Origin of the sequence: Verminephrobacter aporrectodeae subsp. tuberculatae, assembly GCF_026127385.1 — a bacterium.
In the GTDB taxonomy this organism is placed as follows: Bacteria; Pseudomonadota; Gammaproteobacteria; order Burkholderiales; family Burkholderiaceae_C; genus Acidovorax; species Acidovorax aporrectodeae.
In genome coordinates this window covers 1906983-1926951 of the sequence record NZ_QZCX01000001.1, presented here as the reverse complement: position 1 = coordinate 1926951, position 19969 = coordinate 1906983, and the positions used below count along the sequence as shown (strand labels likewise).

At 66.4% G+C, this 19969-nt stretch carries 13 protein-coding genes; 6 read left to right on the top strand and 7 right to left on the bottom strand.

Annotated elements, in window-relative coordinates; translation table 11 throughout:
• Nucleotides 1-67: 67 nt before the first annotated feature.
• The 3 genes from clpA to dnaE form a co-directional block, all read right to left on the bottom strand.
• Nucleotides 68-2419 (bottom strand): ATP-dependent Clp protease ATP-binding subunit ClpA, encoded by a 2352-nt coding sequence (clpA, locus tag D5041_RS08315; RefSeq protein WP_265284343.1) that lies wholly within the window; start codon nt 2417-2419, stop codon nt 68-70.
• Nucleotides 2420-2474: 55 nt separating this feature from the next.
• Complete coding sequence (gene clpS / locus D5041_RS08310; RefSeq protein WP_010105939.1) at nt 2475-2834, bottom strand: ATP-dependent Clp protease adapter ClpS; 360 nt, start codon at nt 2832-2834, stop codon at nt 2475-2477.
• Between the two features lie 84 nt (nt 2835-2918).
• A complete protein-coding gene (dnaE, locus tag D5041_RS08305; RefSeq protein WP_265284342.1) occupies nt 2919-6479 on the bottom strand; it encodes a DNA polymerase III subunit alpha in 3561 nt (1186 codons plus the stop codon).
• A gap of 204 nt (nt 6480-6683) precedes the next feature.
• On the opposite strand from dnaE, the gene bamD reads away from it, so the two are divergent.
• The 5 genes from bamD (at nt 6684) to D5041_RS08280 (ending at nt 13976) form a co-directional block, all read left to right on the top strand.
• Nucleotides 6684-7481 carry an outer membrane protein assembly factor BamD gene (gene bamD / locus D5041_RS08300; protein WP_265284340.1) on the top strand — a complete coding sequence of 266 codons (798 nt, stop codon included), beginning with the start codon at nt 6684-6686 and terminating at the stop codon, nt 7479-7481.
• A gap of 187 nt (nt 7482-7668) precedes the next feature.
• On the top strand, nt 7669-9408 hold the full coding sequence (locus D5041_RS08295) for a type I secretion system permease/ATPase (RefSeq protein ID WP_265284338.1): 1740 nt from the start codon (nt 7669-7671) through the stop codon (nt 9406-9408).
• 52 nt (nt 9409-9460) lie between these two features.
• Nucleotides 9461-11200 carry a type I secretion system permease/ATPase gene (locus D5041_RS08290; protein WP_265284337.1) on the top strand — a complete coding sequence of 580 codons (1740 nt, stop codon included), beginning with the start codon at nt 9461-9463 and terminating at the stop codon, nt 11198-11200.
• 112 nt (nt 11201-11312) lie between these two features.
• On the top strand, nt 11313-12629 hold the full coding sequence (locus D5041_RS08285) for an HlyD family type I secretion periplasmic adaptor subunit (RefSeq protein WP_265257743.1): 1317 nt from the start codon (nt 11313-11315) through the stop codon (nt 12627-12629).
• Nucleotides 12630-12635: 6 nt separating this feature from the next.
• Entirely contained in the window at nt 12636-13976 is a 1341-nt protein-coding gene (locus D5041_RS08280; RefSeq protein WP_010105926.1) for a TolC family outer membrane protein, read from the top strand.
• 76 nt (nt 13977-14052) lie between these two features.
• Here the strand turns inward: D5041_RS08280 and D5041_RS08275 are convergent, their stop codons facing one another.
• Entirely contained in the window at nt 14053-15573 is a 1521-nt protein-coding gene (locus tag D5041_RS08275) for a CoA-acylating methylmalonate-semialdehyde dehydrogenase (RefSeq protein ID WP_010105924.1), read from the bottom strand.
• A gap of 90 nt (nt 15574-15663) precedes the next feature.
• Complete coding sequence (gene aptA, locus D5041_RS08270) at nt 15664-17025, bottom strand: omega-aminotransferase AptA (RefSeq protein ID WP_265283253.1); 1362 nt, start codon at nt 17023-17025, stop codon at nt 15664-15666.
• Between the two features lie 111 nt (nt 17026-17136).
• On the opposite strand from aptA, the gene D5041_RS08265 reads away from it, so the two are divergent.
• Nucleotides 17137-18114 carry a LysR family transcriptional regulator gene (locus D5041_RS08265; RefSeq protein WP_407702238.1) on the top strand — a complete coding sequence of 326 codons (978 nt, stop codon included), beginning with the start codon at nt 17137-17139 and terminating at the stop codon, nt 18112-18114.
• A gap of 97 nt (nt 18115-18211) precedes the next feature.
• Here the strand turns inward: D5041_RS08265 and D5041_RS08260 are convergent, their stop codons facing one another.
• Nucleotides 18212-19081 (bottom strand): LpxL/LpxP family acyltransferase, encoded by an 870-nt coding sequence (locus D5041_RS08260; RefSeq protein WP_010100233.1) that lies wholly within the window; start codon nt 19079-19081, stop codon nt 18212-18214.
• Nucleotides 19078-19932, bottom strand: a complete 855-nt coding sequence (locus D5041_RS08255) for a lysophospholipid acyltransferase family protein (RefSeq protein ID WP_265257746.1) — start codon at nt 19930-19932, stop codon at nt 19078-19080. Before D5041_RS08255 ends, D5041_RS08260 begins: the two co-directional genes overlap by 4 nt.
• Nucleotides 19933-19969: the final 37 nt, after the last annotated feature.

Here is a 19969-nt window from a genome sequence, read left to right as displayed (position 1 = left end):
GGCCCCGGACGGGCGTTGCTCAGCGGACGCGCGCTCCGGCGCTTGGGGCGGCGCGTGGCTTGCCGAATCAGTCGGCAGTCGCCTCTTCGGGCGCAGTCGGTTCCCCCTTGGCGCTGCGGTCCTTCTTGGGGAAGGACTGAATGTCGAGCAGCACCTCGGGCGTCTCCACGCCCTTGTCGCCGGTCTTGAGCTCGATGTCCACCGTCAGGCGCCCGCCTTCGGTCAGGCGCCCGAAGAGCAGTTCGTCCGCCAGGGCCCGGCGGATGGTGTCCTGGATCAGGCGCTGCATCGGGCGCGCGCCCATCAGGGGGTCGAAGCCCTTCTTCGCCAGGTGCTTGCGCAGGGCGTCGGTGAAGGTGACTTCGACCTTTTTCTCGGCGAGCTGGGTTTCCAGTTGCAGCAGGAACTTGTCGACCACGCGCAGGATGATCTGCTCGTCGAGCGCCTTGAAGCTGACGATCGCGTCCAGGCGGTTGCGGAACTCGGGAGTGAACAGGCGCTTGATGTCGCCCATTTCGTCGCCCGCTTGGCGCGAGTTGGTAAAGCCGATGTTCGCCTTGTTCATGGCCTCGGCGCCGGCGTTCGTGGTCATGATGATGAGCACGTTGCGAAAGTCCGCCTTGCGCCCGTTGTTGTCGGTCAGCGTGCCATGGTCCATCACCTGCAGCAGCACGTTGAAGATGTCCGGGTGCGCCTTCTCGATTTCGTCGAGCAGCAGCACGGCGTGCGGCTTCTTGGCGATGGCTTCGGTGAGTAGCCCGCCCTGGTCGAACCCGACGTAGCCGGGGGGCGCGCCGATGAGGCGGCTGACCGCGTGGCGCTCCATGTACTCCGACATGTCGAAGCGGATCAGCTCGATTCCCATGATGTACGCGAGCTGCCTGGCCGCTTCGGTCTTGCCGACGCCGGTGGGGCCGCTGAACAGGAACGAGCCGATCGGCCGATCGCCCTTGCCCAGGCCCGAGCGCGCCATCTTCACCGCGCTGGCAAGCACTTCCAGGGCATTGTCCTGCCCGAAGACGACGCTCTTGAGGTCGCGCTCGAGCGTCTGGAGCTTGCTGCGGTCGTCGTTCGACACGTTCGCCGGCGGGATGCGCGCGATCTTCGCGACGATTTCTTCGATCTCGGTCTTGCCGATGGTCTTCTTGCGCTTGCTCGGAACCAGGATGCGCTGGGCGGCACCGGCCTCGTCGATCACGTCGATCGCCTTGTCGGGCAGGTGGCGGTCGTTGATGTACTTGGCGCTGAGTTCGGCCGCGGCCTGCAGCGCCGCGATGGCGTACTTGACGCTGTGGTGCTCTTCAAAGCGGGATTTGAGCCCCTTGAGGATGTCGATGGTCTCGGCCACGCTGGGCTCGACCACGTCCACCTTCTGAAAGCGGCGCGACAGCGCGGCGTCTTTCTCGAAGATGCCGCGGTATTCGGTGAAGGTGGTGGCGCCAATGCATTTGAGCTGGCCATTGGAGAGCGCCGGCTTGAGCAGGTTGGATGCGTCGAGCGTTCCGCCCGAGGCGGCGCCGGCGCCGATCAGCGTGTGGATCTCGTCGATGAACAGGATGGCGTTGGGCTTGTCCTTGAGCGACTTGAGAACGCCCTTGAGGCGCTGCTCGAAGTCGCCGCGGTACTTGGTTCCCGCGAGCAGGGCGCCCATGTCGAGCGAGTACACCACGGCCTCGGCCAGGATCTCGGGCACGTCGCCCTGCGTGATGCGCCAGGCCAGGCCCTCGGCTATCGCGGTCTTGCCGACGCCGGCTTCGCCCACCAGCAACGGGTTGTTCTTGCGCCGGCGGCACAGGATCTGGACCGTGCGCTCGACCTCGTAGTGGCGGCCGATCAGGGGATCGATCCGGCCGTCCTTCGCCGCCTGGTTCAGGTTCTGCGTGAATTGCTCCAGCGCAGACGCCTTCTCGTTGCGCTCGGAGACGTTGTTTTCCTCGCCCTCGGTCTGGCTGCTGTCCACCTTGGCGGGCTCGGGCGGGTCGCCCTTCTTGATTCCGTGGGCGATGAAATTCACCACGTCCAGGCGGGTGACGCCCTGCTGGTGCAGGTAGTACACGGCGTGCGAGTCCTTCTCGCCGAAGATCGCCACGAGCACGTTCGCGCCGGTGACTTCTTTCTTGCCGTTGCCCGTGGACTGCACGTGCATGATGGCGCGCTGGATCACGCGCTGAAAGCCCAGCGTGGGCTGGGTGTCGACCTCGTCGGTGCCGGCCACCTGGGGCGTGTTGTCCTTGATGAAATTCGTCAGCGCTACGCGCAAATCGTCGATATTCGCAGAACAGGCGCGCAGCACCTCCGCCGCGCTGGGGTTATCGAGCAGTGCCAGCAGCAGATGCTCCACGGTAATGAATTCGTGGCGCTGCTGGCGGGCCTCGACAAAGGCCATGTGCAAGCTGACTTCCAGTTCCTGGGCAATCATGTGAACTCCTTTGTGCTTGCGTGGAAGGGATGGGGAATCGGGATGGAAAACCGGGTCATTCAATCGGCTCACTCACACATTGCAGCGGGTGGCCCGCCCTGAGGGCGGCGTCCAGCACTTGATCCACCTTGGTGGCGGCGACGTCGCGGGAATACACGCCGCAGATGCCTTTGCCGTCGAGATGGATTTTCAACATGATCTGGGTCGCCGTTTCACGGTCCTTGTTGAAAAACTCCTGCAGCACCACGATGACGAACTCCATGGGGGTGTAGTCGTCATTGAGCATGACCACCTGGTACATCTGGGGCGGCAGGGTTTTTTCCGGGCGCCTTTCGAGCACGACCGAACCGCCATCGTCCTGCGCAGGCCCGGGCACGGATGGGGGTGAGGGTGGTTTTGTGACCATGAAAATCATTCTAGCGATCCGCGCGCGCTGCTGGCGTGAAAGAAATGTGGGGTAGGTCCGGTTTTTTCCAAGCCGGCGCCCGCACGCCGTGTACTACCTGGCCTGCCCTGTCGCCTGCGCTTCATAAACCACGCAGACCGCGCCGCCGCCGGCCTGCGCCGTCCAGGCGGCGAGCGCGGCGTCGCTCGGGTAACAGCGCGCGCCGTCGCCCAGTTGCAGTTGCGCGCCGGCTGCGCCGTCCTGCGCCACGCAGCGCAGCTGCATGCGCACGCGCAGGCCGTGGAGCAGTTCCTCGCCTTCGGCGCTGTCTTGCCGACGCGCGGGAAACTCCTGCAGCAAGCGCTGGACCTGCGGCCTGCGCGCTCCCGCCGTCACCTGCAGGTATTTGCCAAAACGGCAGCGCGCCCCGGCCAGATCCCAGATCTGCTGCACCTTCATGCGCAGCCCGCCGCTGAAGTAATCGGGTTGCAGGCGCCCCGCGAGCACCACGAATTCGTCTTCCTTGAGCTGATTGCGGCAGGCCTCGAGCAGGGGCTCGTCGGCCGAGGCCTCGATGCTGCCGGATTTGTCGTCCAGGCGGAACAGCCCGAGCTTGCCGCGCAGGCCACTGATCACGCGCAGCTCGGTGATGATCCCGGCCAGCAGCAGGGGCTCGCGGCTGTCTTGCAGCGCGCCGATGGGCGTGTGCACGAAACGCCGCACCTCCGTGGCCACCTCGTCGAACAGGTGGCCCGACAGGTAAAACCCGATCGCCGTCTTCTCCTGCGCGAGCGTCTCCCGGATTCCCCAGGGAACGGCCTCGACCAGGTCCGGCTCCTGCGTGCTCGATCCGTGCGCGTCGTCGCCCATCGCGTCGAACAGGCCCCCCTGGTTCATGTTCGCCAACGTGGCCGCAGCGAAATCGAACGCCCTGTCGATCGACGCGACGAGCGCGGCACGCTGGCGGTTGATCGAATCGAAGGCACCGGCCTTGATGAGCGCCTCGACCGTGCGTTTGTTCAGGCGGCCGCGGTCCACGCGCACGCAGAAATCGAACAGGCTCTTGAAAGGTCCGGCGCTCGGCCCCTGCGGCCCCTCGCCGCGCCCCTCGCGCGCCGCGACGATGGCTTCGATGGCCTGCTGGCCCGTGCCCTTCACGGCGCCGAGCCCGTAGCGGATGATCTTGTCGGTGACGGGCTCAAAGCGGTGCACGCCGCGGTTCACGTCCGGCGGCTCGAACGCGAGCCCCATCTTCTGCGCGTCCTCGAACAGCAGCTTGAGCTTGTCGGTGTCGTCCATTTCCACGGTCATGTTGGCGCAGAAAAACTCCGCCGTGTAATGCACCTTGAGCCAGCCCGTGTGGTACGCCAGCAGGGAATACGCGGCCGCGTGCGACTTGTTGAAGCCGTAGCCGGCGAACTTCTCCATCAGGTCGAACACCTCGTCGGCCTGCTCCCGGGGTATGCCCTTTTCTGCCGCCCCCTTGCGGAAGATGGCCCGGTGCTCGGCCATCTCCTCGGCCTTTTTCTTGCCCATGGCGCGGCGCAGCATGTCGGCGCTGCCCAGGCTGTAGCCACCGAGCACCTGCGCGGTCTGCATCACCTGCTCCTGGTACACCATGACCCCGTAGGTCTCGGCGAGCACGGGCTCCATCAGCGGGTGGGGGTAGAGCACCTCCTCCTTGCCGTGCTTGCGGTTCACGAAGCTCGGAATCAGGTCCATGGGGCCGGGGCGGTACAGGGCGTTGAGCGCGATCAGATCCTCCAGCCGGCTGGGGCGCGCCTCTTTGAGCATCCCCTGCATGCCGCGGCTTTCAAACTGGAACACCGCCTCGGTCCGGCCCTCGGAGAACAGGCGGTAGGTCGGGCCATCGTCGAGCGCAATGGCTTCGTAGCTGAAGTGCTCCTGCCCCTTGTGGCGCGCGCGGATGAAGTCGCGCGCGATTTCCAGGATCGTGAGCGTGGCCAAGCCCAGGAAGTCGAATTTCACGAGGCCGATGGCCTCGACGTCGTCCTTGTCGTACTGGCTCACGGCCGATGCGCTGCCCGGCTGCTGGTACAGCGGACAGAAGTCCGTGAGCTTGCCCGGCGCAATCAGCACCCCGCCGGCGTGCATGCCGACGTTGCGCGTCAGTCCTTCGAGCTTTTGCGCCATCTCGATGACGGTCCTGACGTCTTCCTCCTTGCGCACCCGCTCGGCGAGCAGGGGTTCGAGCTCGAGCGCGTAGTGGTTCTTGTCGCCTTCCTTTTTCGGGTCCGGCGGGTACTGCAGCGTGTACGACACGCCGGGCTTTCCCGGAACCAGCTTGGCGATGCCATCGCACAAGCCGTAGCCGAAACCCAGCACCCGGCCCACGTCGCGGATCGCGGCCTTCGCGGCCATGGTGCCGAAGGTGGCGATCTGGCTCACGGCGTTCTTGCCGTACTTCTCCTTGACGTAGTCGATCACGCGGTCCCGGTTGGACTGGCAAAAATCGATGTCGAAGTCGGGCATCGAGACGCGCTCGGGGTTCAGGAAGCGCTCGAACAGCAGCTTGTATTCCAGCGGGTCCAGGTCGGTGATCCCGAGCGCATACGCCACCAGCGAGCCCGCCCCCGAGCCCCGGCCGGGCCCTACGGGACAGCCATTGTTCTTGGCCCAGCGGATGAAGTCCCCGACGATGAGAAAGTAGCCGGGAAAGCCCATCTCGATGATGGTCCCGATCTCGAACTCCAGGCGCTCCACGTAGCGCGGGCGCTGCCGGTCGCGCTGCGCCGTGTCCGGGTACAGGCGTTGCAGGCGCTCTTCGAGCCCATCGAACGAGGCGACGCGGAAATAGGCTTCGATCGGCATGCCGTCGGGCGTGGGAAAGTCCGGCAGCTGCGGCTTGCCCAGCGCCAGCGTGAGATTGCAGCGCCGGGCGATTTCCAGCGTGTTCCCGATGGCGGAGGGCACGTCCGCGAACAGGGCCTGCATCTCGGCCGCAGACTTGAAATACTGATCGCGGGTGAACTTGCGCACGCGCTGCGGGTTGGCCAGGATCTCGCTTTGCGCGATGCAGACGCGGGCCTCGTGCGCCTCATAGTCGTCCGCAGCGGGAAACTGCACCGGGTGCGTGGCCACCACGGGCAGGTTCAGGCGCGCGGCGAGCTGGGCCGCCGCCGCCACGTGGCCCTCGTCGTCCGCGCGCCCGGCGCGCTGCAGTTCAATGTAGAAGCGGTGCACGAAGATCCCGGCCAGCCGCAGCGCGAGGTCGGCGGCACCGGATGCGTCGCCCTTGAGCAAGGCCTGGCCCACGGGCCCCGCCTGCGCGCCTGCGAGGGCGATCAGCCCCCCGGAAAGCTCCTCCAGCCAGGCCCAGGTGCACAGCGCCTGGTTCTTCACGGTGTTGCCCGTCCAGGCGCGCGCGAGCAGTTCCGACAGATTCAGGTAGCCCTGGTGGTTCTGCACCAGAACGATGAAGCGCGTGGGCCCGGCGCCGTCCTCGCCCTGCAGAAAAATCTCGGCACCCAAAATCGGCTTCACGCCCTTGGCCCGGGCTTGGCTGTAGAACTTGATCGCGCCAAAGAGGTTGCTCAGATCGGTGATGGCCAGCGCCGGCTGACCGTCCCGGGCGGCCGCCTCGGCCACCTCGTCGATCCGGTTGGTTCCGTCAACGACGGAAAATTCGGTGTGCAGGCGCAGGTGAACAAACATGCAGCGATTGTAGAAAGCCCTGCGCCGATTCCCGACGCCTCTGCGCGCGTGCGCCCGTCCTGACCGCCAGGTGCGCCGGTACAATGCCCCCTGTCCGGCGTGGCGCGACTGCTTTGGCGGATGCGCACCATGTGCGCCGCACGCCCGAGCAGAAAGAAACGCCCCTGCCCCCCTGTTTCCCCCATTTGCCGAAAGCTGCTTGCGATGCTGCGTGCCCCACTGCCTTTTGTTTCTGCCCTGCTGGCCGTTGCCTTGCTGGCTGGCTGCTCCAGCACCACCGAAGACAAAACGGCGGGCTGGAGCCCCGAACGCATCTATTCCGAAGCGCAGGACGAACTGAACAGCGGCGCCTACGACAAGGCGGTGCCGCTGTTCGAAAAGCTCGAAGGCCGCGCGGCCGGAACGCCGCTGGCGCAGCAGGCGCAGATCAGCAAAGCCTACGCGCACTACAAGGCCGGCGAAAAAATCCAGGCAGTGGCCACGCTCGAGCGCTTCATGAAACTGCACCCGGCCAGCCCCGCGCTCGACTATGCGCTGTACCTCAGGGGCCTGGCGAACTTCAACGACAACCTCGGCCTGCTCTCGTTCATCTCGCGCGAGGACCTCTCCGAACGCGACCAGAAAGCGGCCAAGGACTCGTTCGAGGCATTCAGCGAACTGCTCTCGCGCTTCCCGCAATCGCGCTACGCGCACGATGCGCGCCAGCGCATGACCTACATCGTGAACGCGCTGGCGCAATATGAGGTGCACGTGGCGCGCTACTACTTTCAGCGCGGTGCGTACGTGGCGGCCATCGGCCGCGCCCAGACGGCACTGGCCGACTACCAGGGCGTTCCGGCACTGGAAGAAGCGCTGTACATCCTGATCCGCTCCTACGACGCGCTGGGCATGGCGCAGTTGCGCGACGACGCGCGCCGCGTGATGGACCAAACCTACCCGCAAAGCGCCTATATGAATGGCGGATTCAAGAGCCACTCCGATCCGTGGTGGAAGGTCTGGTGAGCCGCATGGACGGCGTGCCGCAAGCAAGCGCTGCGCATGCCCGCGCGGCCTGCTGACCCAACCCTGCACGCCTCTTGTTGCAATTGTGCGATACTTGAAACCTTTCGCCTGCCAGACCCCGGCCCCGTAACCCTCACCGTAACCGTATCCTTGCCATCCCTCGGCAGGTCTACCAACCACCCATCGCATGTCCGTACCCGCAGCGCCGTCCGAAATCCAGCAGGCTCTGGCCAAGCTCACCCCGTTCTTCCGGCGCGCCTTTGCCTTCAGCGTGCTCTCCGGACTCTTGGTCCTCGGGCCCACAGCCTATATGTTCGAGGTCTACGACCGGGTGGTGAACAGCCGCAACCACATGACCCTGGTCATGCTGACGCTGTTGGTGCTGCTGGCCATCGCGGTCATGGAAATTCTCGAATGGGCGCGTGCCGAAACCCTGCGCGAAGCAGGGTCCTCGCTGGAGCAGACGCTCGCGCCCCGGGTTTTCAACGCCATCCATGCGGCGCACCTGAAACAGGGCGTGGCCGTCGGGGTGCAGCCCATGATGGATTTGCGCGTGGTGCGCGACTTCTTCTATGCGCCGGCACTCGGGGCGGCCATGGAAACACCGGTGGCGCTGATTTTGCTGGTCCTGCTGTTCATGATCCATCCCCTTCTGGGCTGGGTGTCGCTGGCCGGGGCGGTGCTGCAGACCGGCATTTCGTGGCTCAACGAGCGCAGTACCAGCCCCGCATTGCGCGACGCGAACCGGTCGGACACGCAGGCGCGGACCTGCGTGGACGGCACCTTGCGCCACACCGACGTGATTGCCGCCCTGGGAATGGAACAGAACATGCGCCAGCGCTGGCTCGCGCTGCACGACGAGGGTCTGGGCTTGCAGTCCCGGGCCTCGGACAATGCCGGAATTTTTCAGGCCCTGGGCAAGTTCTTGCAGACCACGCTGTCTTCGGCGCTCCTGGGTCTTGGCGCCTGGCTGCTGATGTACGACAAACTGCTCGGCGGGCCGGGAATGCTGATCGTCGGCTCGGTGCTCGGCGGGCGGGTGCTCGCGCCGCTGGTGCAGGTGGTGTCGCAATGGCGCGCGGTGGTCCAGGTCCGCGGGTCGTGGGAGCGGCTCAAGCAGCTTTTGCAGCGCCTGCCGCCGCCGACGCCGGACATGCCCTTGCCCAAGCCCAAGGGACGGGTGGCGGTGGAGAACCTCGTCGCCGGCGTCAGCGCCGGCACGCCGCCCTTCATCAAGGGCCTGTCGTTCGCCTTGCAGCCGGGAGAAGTGCTCGCAGTGCTCGGCTCCTCGGCGGCGGGCAAGACCACGCTGGCGCGCATGCTGATGGGGCTGTGGTCTCCGGTCGCCGGGAGCGTGCGCCTCGATGGCGTGGACGTGAGCGTGTGGAACAAGACAGAACTGGGGCCCCATGTGGGCTATGTGCCGCAGGACGTGGAACTGCTCGCGGGAACGCTGGGCGACAACATCGTGCGCTTTGGCAAGCCCAACGAGGAAGCGATGCACGCCGCGGCCCGGGCCGTAGGCCTGCACGCGTGGATCATGTCGCTGCCTCTGGCCTACGACTCCCCCGTGGGAGACGCCGGGGTCATGCTCTCCGGCGGCCAGCGCCAGCGCGTTGCGCTCGCGCGGGCGTTGTACGGCACGCCGGTGTTCATCGTGCTCGACGAGCCCAACGCCAGCCTGGACGAGATCGGCAACATCGCCCTGATCGAGGCGCTGCACGCGTGCAAGGCGCGCGGCACCAGCTGCGTGATCATGACCCATTTGCCGAGCGTGCTCGCCGTGGCGGACAAGGTGCTCGTTCTGCAAGCGGGCACGCAGCAGGCTTTCGGGCCGCGCGACGAGGTGCTCGCCGCGCTGCGCAACAGCGTTTCCGCAGGCCCTGCGGGAACGCGTACGACGATCGCCGTACCACAGATTTCCTGAGCAATTGACCGTGAACGACCGACTGAACCCACCCCCCCAACGAACGAGCACCATGTCCCCCAGCGGTTTTTTCCCACGCAGCGAAATCACCCTGGCCCTGAAACGCCTGCGGCGTGAATGGGTCGTGGTTGCGATCTTCAGCATGGTGGCGAATGTGCTCATGCTGGTGCCCACGCTGTACATGCTGCAGGTGTACGACCGGGTGCTGGTCAGCCTCAACGAGTTGACCTTGCTTGCCATATCGCTGATCACGCTGTTTCTCTTCGCCATCATGGCCTTCGCCGAATGGGCCCGCTCGCGCCTGCTCGTGCGCGTCGGTGTGCGTCTGGACCGGCTGCTCAGGGAGCGCGTCTTCAGCGCGGGGTTTGCGCGCGGTGCCGGCGGCGGAGCGAATCCGGGGCAGCCGTTCAGCGATATGACCGAGTTGCGCCAGTTCCTCACCGGGCCCGGAATTTTTGCCTTCTTCGACCTGCCGTGGGTTCCCGTCTACCTCGGCGTGCTATTCCTGCTGCACCCGCTGCTCGGCGCCGTGGCGCTCGGTTTCACGCTGATTCAGGCGGCGCTGGCGTGGCTGGGGCACCACCGCACCGTGACCCCGCTGGAGGAACTTGCCAAATCCCAGACCAAGGCGTACTCCTACATCGACGGCAAGCTGCGCAACGCCGAAGCCGTCGAAGCCATGGGAATGCTGCAACCGCTGTACCAGCGCTGGAAGCTCCTGCACGCAGACTGTGCCGGGCGGCACGCGGCGGTGCAGGGGCTGACGCACCGCGTGATGGCCTGGAGCAAATCCGTGCGCTATGCGCAGCAGTCGCTGTCGCTGGCGACGGGGGCCTTGCTGGTGATCGACGGCCAGCTGACCGTGGGCGCGATGATTGCAGCGAACGTGCTGATGACCCGGACGCTGGCGCCGATCGACCAGTTGGTGAGCACTTGGCGCGGCTTTGTCGGGGCCCGCGCGGCGTTCCGGCGGCTCGGGCAACTGCTGGCCGACAATCCGCCCGCACCGGTTGCCAAGCCCCAGCGCTTGCACGGTGAGGTGCAACTGCGCGCACTGCAGGCGACTGCGCCGAGCCGCCCCGAACCCATTCTGCGCGGCATCGATTTGCACGCCGCCCCGGGCAGCTTGACGGTGGTGTTGGGCCCCTCGGGTTCGGGCAAGTCCACGCTGGCGCGGGTGCTGGTCGCGGCCTGGCCCGTCGCGCGCGGGGAGTATCTGATCGACGGCCGGCCCATCGCCGAATGGGCCCAGGCAGGGCTGGCCCAGCAGGTGGGTTATCTGCCGCAGGATACGGCGCTGTTTGGCGGAACCATCGCCGAGAACATCGCACGCTTTTTCCGGGTGGACTCGGCGAAAGTCATCTCCGCCGCCCGCTACGCCGGCCTGCACGAGATGGTGCTGCGCTTCCCCAAGGGCTACGACACGCCGATCGGCGAAGCGGGCAGGTTGCTCTCGGGCGGACAGCGCCAGCGCATCGGACTGGCGCGCGCGCTGTACGGCGACCCGGCGCTGCTGGTGCTCGACGAACCGAATGCCCATCTCGACGATGCGGGCGAGGCCGCGCTGCTCGAAACCATTCGCGGGCTCAAGGAGCGTGGCAAGACCATCGTCATGGTGACGCACCGCGCCGGAGTGCTCGCACTGGCCGACCAGGTGCTGGTCCTGCACGCGGGCAAAGTAGAGTTTCAGGGACCGCGCGACCAAGTTTTCGCCCAGATGCAGGCAGCACGGGATGCCCCCCCAAAAGCCCCCGGGGGCGCCTTGCCGGCCCCGCAGCCGCGGCCTGCCTGATCTTGTCTGACCCAATCCCAATGGCACGCTGCATTTTTGAGCGCCTATTTTTTAAAGCCCTATTCCCATGGACAGCACCGAACCTTTGAAACAAGCCCCTGCGGCATCTCCCATGACCGGGATCCGACCCGCTCCCGTAGCACCGCCTTCCGACACGGGGCGTGCGGCGCGTACCGGACTGTTGGTCCTGGGCCTGGGGCTGGGTGGTTTTCTCCTGTGGGCCGCTTTGGCGCCGCTCGATGAAGGCGTTCCCAGCCCGGGGATGGTCGCCATCGATACCAAGCGCAAGGCGGTGCAGCACCTGAGCGGGGGCATCGTCAAACAAGTCTTCGTGCGCGAGGGCGACGTGGTCGCGGCCGGTCAGCCTTTGATTACCCTGGACGACGCGGTGGCCAAGGCCAACTACGAGGCGGTCCGCCAGCGTTACCTCGGACTGCGCGCGGTCCAGGGCCGCCTGCTGGCCGAGCAGGCCGGGGCCGCCACCATCAGCTTTCACCCGGACTTGGTGGCGACCCGCTCGGACCCGCTGATCGGGCCGCAGATGCAGCAACAGACGCAGCTGATGCAGTCGCGGCGCGCGGCGTTGCACGCCGAAGTGCAGGCCATGGAGGAGAACATCCAGGGCCAGAACTCCCTGCTGCATTCGATTGCCGGCATGCTCGTCGGTCGGCGCGGGCAGTTGGACCTGCTGCAGGACGAACTGAACCACACGCGCGAACTCGTCAAGGAAGGCTATATCCCGCGCAACCGGCAACTCGAGCTCGAGCGCTTGGTGGGCGATTCCAACCTGGCGATCACCGAGCTTCTGGGAAATACCGCGCGCACCCAGCGCGGCATCGCCGAGGTGCGCCAGAAGATCCTGGCGCGCCAGCAGGAATACCGCAAGGAAGTCGAGACCATGCTCGGCGACATCACCCGCGAGGTGCAGTCGGACGCGGACAAATACGTGGCGCTCAAGGCGGACCTGGAGCGCACCGAAATCCGGTCGCCGGCCGCGGGCCAGGTGGTGGGCCTGACGGTGCAGTCCGTAGGGGCCGTGGTGCAAGCGGGACAGCAGCTCATGGGAATCGTCCCCCCGGACGAAGCCCTGATACTGGAAGCGCGCATCGCCCCGCACCTGATCGACAAGGTGCACCCCGGCCTGCATGCGGACGTGCGCTTCTCGTCCTTCGCGCATTCCCCGCATCTGGTGGTAGAGGGCGAAGTCGCGTCCATCTCGGGCGACCTGCTCACGGACATGCACACCAACGTGACCTACTACCTGGCGCGCGTCAAGGTCACTCCCAAGGGCATGAAAACCCTGGGTTCCCGCCTGATGCAGCCGGGAATGCCCGCGGAAATCGTGATCAAGACCGGCGAGCGCACCATGCTGACCTACTTGCTCGGGCCCTTGCTCAAGCGGGTGGCCAGTTCTTTGAAAGAGGAGTGAAACGCCATGGCATTGCTCACCACACCGCTGAAGAAGAAGCCATCCTGGCTGGCCTGCACGGCTGCGCTGGGCCTGCTCGCCGGACCCAGCGCAGCCATGGATTTGATGCAGGCCTACCAGATCGCCTTGCAACAGGACGCCACCGTGCGCGCCGTCCGCGCTGCGGCGCAGGCCAGCGACGAGTTGGTGGAGCAGGCCAAGGCCCAGCGCCTCCCGGACATTTCGTTCAACGCCACGCGCAACCGCAATGACCTGGCGAACAAGGCCAAGCCGCACGATTACTACTCCAGCCACAATGCCTCGCTGAGCCTGCGCCAGCCCATCTTCCACATGGCGACGGTGGTGGGCGTGGAGCAGGCACACAGAACGCGTGCCGACGTGGAAGCGCAGTTGCAGCGTGAATTGCAGAACCTGGGCGTGCGCGTGAGCGACGCCTATCTGCAGCTGCTGTTTTCCCAGGACCAGCTGGCCCTGATGCAACTGCAAAAGGACGCCACCACCACCGGGCTGGACGCAGCGCACAAGCTGTTGAAGGCCGGCAAGGGAACGCGCACCGACATCGACGAAGCCCAGACCAAGCTGGACATTGCGATTTCCCAGGAGCTCGAAGTCCGGCAGCAACTGGACTACGCGCGCCGCCAGCTCGAGATCCTCGTGAATCAGCCGGTCGAGACCCTCAGCCCACTCGATGCCGACCGCCTGTCCGCCTGGTCGCCGGAGCTGCGCAGCGTGCAGGACTGGCTCACGCAGGCCGAAGACAGCAGCCCGGACATCCAGCAGCTCAAGGCGCGCGTGGACGTCGCCCGGCTGGAGATCGAGAGGGCCGCGAGCGGGCATCTGCCCACGCTCGACGCGGTCGCACAGTGGACGCGCAACTACCGGGACGGTGACGCCTCTGCGCGCAACTCGAATTACACCCAGGGCTCGATTGGCCTGCGGCTGAACCTGCCCCTGTACGCCGGCGGCGAGGTGAACTCGGCGGTGCGCAAGGCCGTTGCCGAGGAACTGCGGGCCAAGGAAATGCTGGAGGCCGGGCGCCGCGAACTGAGCCTGCGCATCCACACCGAGTTTCGTGGCGTGAGTGAAGGGCGCGTGCGCATCCAGGCGCAGGAGCAAGTGGCACGCTCGGCGGCGCAAATGGTGATATCGATACGCCAATCGTTCAAGGGGGGAGTCAGAACCCTGCTCGACCTGCTGAACGCGGAGCAGGAGAAGGAACGCGCACTGCGCGACTTGGCCCGCATGCGCTACACCTATCTGATGTCCTGCGTGCGCCTGCAGTCGCTGGTCGGAAGCAACGGTGAGGCCAGCATTGCGGCAATCAACGCCTTGCTCACGACGCCCTGACCCTGAGCACACGCCCCCGTCCGCGACCCGTCAGTGATTCCTTCGGTCTACGGACGGGCGCTGGCGGCGCTGCGCTTCAGCGGTTGCTTGGAAAGCTGAATACCGCACCCTCGCGCACGCCGGCGGAGGGCCAGCGCTGCGTGATGGTCTTGCGCTTGGTGTAGAAGCGCACGGCGTCGGGCCCGTAGGCGTTCAGGTCGCCGAACAGGCTGCGCTTGAAGCCACCGAACGAGTGGTACGCCACAGGAACAGGCAAGGGCACGTTCACGCCCACCATGCCGACCTGTATATGGTCGCTGAAGTAGCGCGCGGCCTCGCCGTCGCGCGTGAAGATGCAGGTGCCGTTGCCGTATTCGTGCGCGTCGATCAGGTCCATGGCCTCCTGCAGCGTCTTCACGCGCACCACGCCGAGCACGGGGCCGAAGATTTCCTCTTGGTAGATCTTCATTCCGGGCCTGACTTGGTCAAACAGACAGGCGCCCAGGAAGTAGCCGTTTTCGTGGCCCGGCGCAACCTGCACGCCGCGGCCGTCAACCACCAGTTCGGCGCCTTCGGCGACGCCGCTGTCCACGTAGGCCCTGACCTTTTCAAAATGCTGTTTCGTGACCAGTGGGCCCATGTCGTTGCCGTTGTCGGTTCCCGGGCCGACCTTCATTTTGGCGATCTCGGTCTTCAGGCCCGCGACCACGGCGTCACCCACCGCGTCGCCCACGGCGACGAGCAGCGGAATGGCCATGCAGCGCTCGCCGCAGGAGCCGTAGGCGGCACCCATCAGGGCGCTGACGGCGTTGTTCACATCGGCGTCGGGCATCAGCACGGCGTGGTTCTTGGCGCCGCCGAGCGCCTGCACGCGCTTGCCATGCGCGCAGCCGGTGGCGTAGATGCTTTGCGCAATGGGGGTCGAGCCGACGAAACTCACGGCCTTGACGCGCGCGTCGGTGAGCAGCGTGTCCACCGCTTCCTTGTCGCCATTGACCACGTTGAGCACACCCGGAGGCACTCCCGCCTGCAGCGCGAGTTGGGCGATGAACAGCACACTCGAGGGGTCGCGCTCCGAGGGCTTGAGCACGAAGGTATTCCCGCAGACGAGCGCCATGGGCCACATCCACAGCGGAACCATGGCCGGAAAGTTGAACGGCGTGATTCCGGCCGTGACGCCCAGCGCCTGGAACTCGCTCCACGAATCGATCGACGGGCCGACGTTGCGGCTGTGCTCGCCCTTGAGCAGTTCGGGGGCGTAGCTCGCGTATTCGACGTTTTCGATTCCGCGCTGCAACTCGCCGTGCGCGTCAGACAGCACCTTGCCGTGCTCGGCGGTGATGAGGGCTGCGATCTTGTCGGCGTTTTCTTCGAGCAACCCCTTGAGCCGGGACATGACGCGCGCACGCTTGAGCGGCGGCGTGTTGCGCCACGCGGGGAAGGCGGCCTGCGCCGAGGCGATGGCCTGCTCCACCGTGGCCCTGTCGGCCAGCGCCACGCTGCTGCTGCTCAGGCCGGTGGCGGGGTTGAACACCGGCTGCGTGCGCGCGGCGTCGGCGACGATGCGGCCATCGATCAGGTGACCGATGGTGTGGGTGACGGACTGGTCGTGCTTCATGATGCTCTGCGTAGTAGATGCTGCAGCGGCCTTCCGTTCCGGCAGCTGCAACGCGGCTATGGATGGTGAACGGCCCGACTTGCTCGGTGCTTACGCGGTTTCGGCGAGTGCCTCGCCGAGCGCGTTGATCAGGCGGTCGATCTCGGCCTTTTCGCTGACGAACGGCGGCGCGAGCTGCATGGTGTCGCCGCCGTAGCGCACGTAGAAGCCCTTTTTCCAGCAGTTCATGGCGATTTCGTAGGGGCGCCTCGCGGGCTCGCCCGGCATCTGGGCGATGGTGAACCCGGCCGCCAAGCCGAAGTTGCGGATGTCCAGAACGTGCTTGACGCCCCTGAGGCTGTGCACGGCCTGTTCGAAGTGCACGGCGAGCGCCTGCACGCGGCCAAGCATGTCTTCCTTTTGCAGCAGGTCGAGCGCCGCAATGCCCGCCGCGCAGGCCACGGGGTGCGCCGAATAGGTGTAGCCGTGCGGGAACTCCGGCAGGTAGTCCGGGCCACCCGCGGCCATCAGGGTGTCGTAGATTTCCTTGCGCACCACCACGCCGCCGAGCGGCTGCACGCCGTTGGTCACCTGCTTGGCAAAGTTCAGCAGGTCGGGCGTCACGCCGAAGGCCTCGGCGCCGGTCCAGGCGCCGCAGCGGCCAAAGCCCGTGATCACTTCGTCGAAGATCAGCAGGATGTTGTTCTGCGTGCAGATCTCGCGCAGGCGCTGCAGGTAGCCCACGGGCGGGACCACGACGCCGGCCGACCCCGCGAAGGGCTCGACGATCACGGCAGCGATGTTCGACGCGTCGTGCAGCGCGATCACTTCGAGCAGGCGATCGGCGAGCTCCTTGCCCGTGGGCGGCATGCCCTTGTGAAAGGAGCCTGCGGGCGGCTGGGTATGCGGCAGGTGGTCGGCCTCGATGCCCTGGCCGAACAGCCTGCGGTTGGCGCCGATTCCGCCCACCGAGAGGCCGCCGAAGTTCACGCCGTGGTAGCCCTTTTCCCGGCCGATGAGGCGCGTCTTGCTGCCCTGGCCCTTGGTGCGCCAGTAAGCGCGCGCCATCTTCAGCGAGGTGTCCGCCGATTCGGATCCCGAGTCGGTGAAGAACACGTGGTCCAGGCCCGCAGGCGTCAGCGCCTTGATGCGGTTGGCCAGCTCGAACGACAGCGGGTGGCCGAACTGGAACGCGGGTGCATAGTCGAGCTTTTGCGCCTGTTTGCCGATGGCTTCGGCGATCTCGCGGCGACCGTGGCCCAATCCCGTACACCACAGGCCCGAGAGGCCGTCGAAGATCTTGCGGCCTTCGGCGTCGGTGTAGTAGGCGCCGCTGCCCGCAACGATCATGCGCGGGTTGGCCTTGAACTGGCGGTTTGCCGTGTAGGGCATCCAGTGCGCATCAAGCCATTCGGCGTCCATGCGGGGGCCTTGCGCGCCGGTTGCGGGTTTTTCGATATTGACGAAGCTCATGGGAAGGTCTCCAGTGCGAAACGCGACGACAAGGAATGGATCGGGCCCGGCATTGTTGCGCCGGGCGTTGATCTCTCAAATAATCCAATATCAATGTTTGCTTGACGATTCATGCAAGTAAGAACCTCTGCGACGCCCGCCAAAATCTCTGCCTCTGCGGCCCCGGCCCGACAGCGCGCCATCCTCGGCCAGCTCAGCGACATGGATTTGCGCCTGCTGCAGGTGTTCAAGAGCGTGGTCGAATGCGGCGGCATGGCGGCCGCCGAGCTTGAGCTGAATATCGGCGCGAGCACCGTGAGCCGCCACATGAAAGACCTGGAGACGCGCCTGGGTCTGACGCTGTGCCGCCGCGGCCGGGGAGGATTTGCGCTCACCGCCGAAGGCCAGCGGGTGTACGACGAGACCCTGCGCTTGCTGGCCTCGGTGCGCGGCTTTCGTGACAGCATCGACGACATCCACTGCCGCATGGGCGGGCAATTGGCGGTGGCCATTTTCGACAAGACGGCGAGCAACCCGGCGGCGCGCATCGGCCAGGCCATCGCCGCCTTCAGCGCCGCGGCGCCGGATGTGCAGTTGCAACTGCACGTGGGCTCGATCAACGCCATCGAGCGCGGTGTCATCGACGGCAGCTACCAAGTAGGAATCATCCCCGCGCACCGCAACTCGCACAGCCTGGCCTACGCCAACCTGTTTGCCGAGTCCATGCTGCTGTACTGCGGAGCGGACCACCCGCTGTTTGGTGCGTCCACACCCCCCGCCGGTTGGCAGGCGGTGCGCCACTACCAATTTGCCGGGCTGGGCTACCACTCGCCGAACATGGAACTGAGCCACCAGGCCCAGCTGCGGCGCGCGGCCACCGGTTTTGACCAGGAGTCCATCGCCACGCTGATCCTGTCGGGCCGCTTTCTCGGTTTCTTGCCGGACCACTACGCCGAGGCGTTCGAGCGCCAGGGCCGCATGCAGGCCGTGAACCCGGCGCTGTTTCGCTACAACTGCCAGTTCGTGAGCCTGATGCGCCGCTCGCTCGTACCCGCCAGAGCGGCGCAGGCGTTTGCCCAGTGTCTGCAAGATGCGCACACGGCAGGCTGATGGGGCCACGCCCCGGATGCACACGGCGCATCCCACCGGGCGTGCTCCTGCCACGCAGCGTCTGCGCAGCCGGCGCCCGGTCCGGATCAGGGAGGTCTCAGGAGTACACCGGAGGCTCGCCCTCGGGCCGCGTCTTGAAGCGCTTGTGCACCCAGTAGTACTGGCCCGGCGCGGCGTCGATGTAGGTTTGCAGCCGCGCATTCATCTGCGCCGTGTCGGCCTCGGCGTCGGCGCTCGGATAGTCGGGCCAGGCGGGCGTGATTTCGGCGCAGTAGCCGGCGCGGGTGAGGCGCGTGACCATTGCAATCACCTTCGCCCGCCCCAGCCGCGCAAAGCGCGGGAGCGAGGGCAGCGTGGCGGCCGCAACGCCGTAGAACGGAACGAACAGCGAGTCGTTGCGGCCAAAGTCCATGTCCGGCAGCAGGTACAGCAGGCCCCCCCGGCGCAGATTCTCGATGATGGGTTTCACACTGCCGCTGCGGTTGAGCATGCGCACATTGCCAAAGCGCTGGCGGCCCGCGCGCAACCAGGCGTCGACCGCCGGGCTGGGGTGGGTGGAGAAGATCGACGTGAACGCCCGCGACGTATGCAGCGTCAGCGCCGAGCCTCCGGCATCCATGCCGTAGAAATGCGGCGCAAAGATGATGCAGGGGGCATCGCCCTGCAATTCCTCCAATGCGCCCTGCAATTGCACGCGCCGCAGCACCACGTCCGCCGGCGCGAGCCACAGCCAGCTGCGGTCCAGCCACGACTGGCAGAACAGCACAAAGGTTTCGCGCGCCCATTGGCGGCGCTGCCGCGCGCTGGCCTGCGGGTAGCACAGGGCCAGATTGCGCAATGCCACGCGGCGGCGCGGCACGGCCAGCGCGTACAGAACGCGCCCGATGAACCAGCCCATGCCGCGCAGCACGGGCAGCGGCAGGCGCGCCAGCACCCGCATGAACCATACCCCCAGGCGCCCCGTCATGCGTCCACCCCGGCAGAAGAAGGGGGCACGGCGCGCGGTGGCTTGTAGCGGCCGTAGCCCCAGAGGTACTGCCCGGGGCATTGGCGAATGAGGTATTCCATGGCCTGATTGATTTGCAAGACGGCGGCCTCCAACGGGGCTGACAGCGGCTGCGCCAGCGGTTCGAAATAGGTGACGAAACCACGGCCCCAGGCCAGGCGCTCGCAGCGCGCCAGCACGATGGCAGCGCCCGTCTGCTGCGCCAGGCGCACGGCCAGGGTCATGGTGTAGGCGTCGCGGCCGAAGAAGGACGTCCATTGACCCTGCCCCTGCGGCGGCACCTGGTCGGGCAGCAGGCCCACGGCCTCGCCACGGCGCAGTGCCCGGATCATCTGGCGCACGCCCGCGAGCGTGGTGGGCAGCAGCAGCACGCCGGGCCGGTTGCGCGCGGTTTCCATCAGCTTGGCCAACCAAGCCTGGCGTGCGGGGCGGTAGAGCGCGGTGATCGGTCCGTGCTCGGCGCCCCAGCGCTGCGCGATCGCCTGCACCACGATCTCGAAACAGCCCTGGTGCGGTGAGAGGAACACGATGCCGCGCCCGGCCGCGTAGGCCCGCTCCACGCAGGACTCGCCCTCCAGGTGGCAGGACAGCGGCGCCCCCAGCCACAGGCGCGGCAGTTCGGCCACCATGCGGCCCGCATGCGCCACGGCGGCGCGCACGGCGCGAAACGGATAGCCCGCGAGCGCCGAATGCGCGCGAAAGCGGCGCCGGTACGTGGGCGACGCACAGAACGCCACCCAGCCCAAGGCTGCGCCCAGCGCATGCAAAAACCACAGTGGAAACACGGAAAGAAATCGGAAAACGACTGGCATTAGAATGGCAGGGTCGCTGAGTTAAATGAGCAACTTG